The following is a 1,572-nucleotide window of genomic DNA, read 5'->3' as shown; positions in this document are numbered from 1 at the left end:
TGCCACGGTGCTCCGGCCCCAAGAAGACTTCAGCCGGGTGGGATTGCGACCAGCCATTGCAAGCAGTTGGCTATGTCGAAGCTTTTTGCTTCTGTCCTCCGAGAATAGTATGCAGCTTAGGCGGCGCATCTGCACCCACCCAGTCGGTGATATCGATGCAGCGGAAATCCCCACATGCAACAGTGAACCTGGGCCCGTTGACAGCTTGGACCTGCCCTGGCAGCCCAATGAAATAACCGTCTTGTGGGTGCGGAGCAGCCAAGTTCAGGGTCAGACGTGTTCCGTCCGCGGTGTAAGTAAAAGCTCCTGGATAAGGCGGGCCAGCAGCGCGGATCAATCGCTCTATCTCCGCTGCGGGTTTTGACCAGTCGATATACCCATCCTCAGGGCGCCGCCGTGCGCAGACACTGGCTTTGCTTTCGTCCTGGGGTTCTGAAGGAATCTCGCCTTCAGCAATTCGCGTAACCAACGGCGGCAACATCTCGGCCAGTGCGCTTATCTGTTTTGCATACAGACTTGCAGCCGTTTCTTGGTTTGGATCAATTTTGATCAGGCGTTGATCTGCAATTGGCCCGGTATCTGCACCGTCGCCCAGCCAGAACAATGTCGCACCCGTTTCTCTCTCGCCCAAAAGGATCGTCCATGGAATTACGCCACGCCCGCGAAGACGGGGTAGAGCCGAAGGATGGAAGCCTAGGCAGCCTATACGTGGAATACCCAGAAGGGCTGGGCTGCAGAGTTGCGACCACCCGATCACAAGCACGAGGTCAGGATCGATGCTAGAGATGAGGGCCAGAGTTTCAGGTGCTTCGGACTTTGGCGTTCGATGCAGGGGCACCTCATACTCGGAGCAGATAGGCTCCAGGTCAAAAAAATCGGAATGCCGATGCGACGAGTCGAGCGGGAGTGTAATGACCAAATCTGGCGCATGGCCCTCCGCACATAGTGCATTCAGCGCCTTTGCCGAACCCTCAACCGCACCGATAAAGACTGTTTTCAAAGTGATGGCCTCCTGATGTTCTGACGTGGTGCCGGGAATAACCAAACCGCGACCGAGCAGGCACTCAGTCCGATGATAAAATGGGAAGTCGTCAGCGCACCGCTTTATTGATCCTCGCGATCACCTCTGACGCCAAACTTTCGAGGCGGTACCCGTTCGCCTCGCGCATCGAAGTAAACACTCCATACACCTGGAAGCTCTTGCCCGCGTTCGCAAGTTACAAAAAGCACTGCCAGCAACCAAAACGTCGCCTTTTCGATTTAACTGTATGAATTTATTCGGGTTAACCTGCCATGTAACGGAACCTCTGTAAACTGCTGTCCGCTGACACCAACTAAGGCATGAAAGGCAACAATGACAGAGGCAAAGTTGGTCTTGAAGCGTGAGGTCTAAATCCAGTCTCTGGGTGGTGACGCGTTTGATCTGTTTTTTAGTCGAGAGACATCTAGGCTTTGCCTGTGTCGCTCTAATTCCCAAAAGCACGGGACAATCTGCGGGCGAGTATCGGGGTATTTTGGGTTTGATTGTACAAACCACCCGGGATGGTGAGTGCTGAGCTCCTTTAGTTGTTG

Annotated in this window: 1 protein-coding gene; it reads right to left on the bottom strand. The window is 54.3% G+C overall.

Translation table 11 applies throughout. The annotated features are described in order from the left end of the window. Positions 1-70: 70 nt before the first annotated feature. The gene (locus tag ACR0IR_RS18785; RefSeq protein ID WP_480779161.1) at positions 71-1,000 is read right to left on the bottom strand and encodes a methionyl-tRNA formyltransferase; all 930 of its coding nucleotides are present in this window, start codon (positions 998-1,000) and stop codon (positions 71-73) included. Positions 1,001-1,572: the final 572 nt, after the last annotated feature.

The sequence above is a fragment of the Ruegeria sp. CF2 genome (genome assembly GCF_056537385.1).
This window is presented reverse-complemented; position numbering and strand designations above follow the sequence as displayed.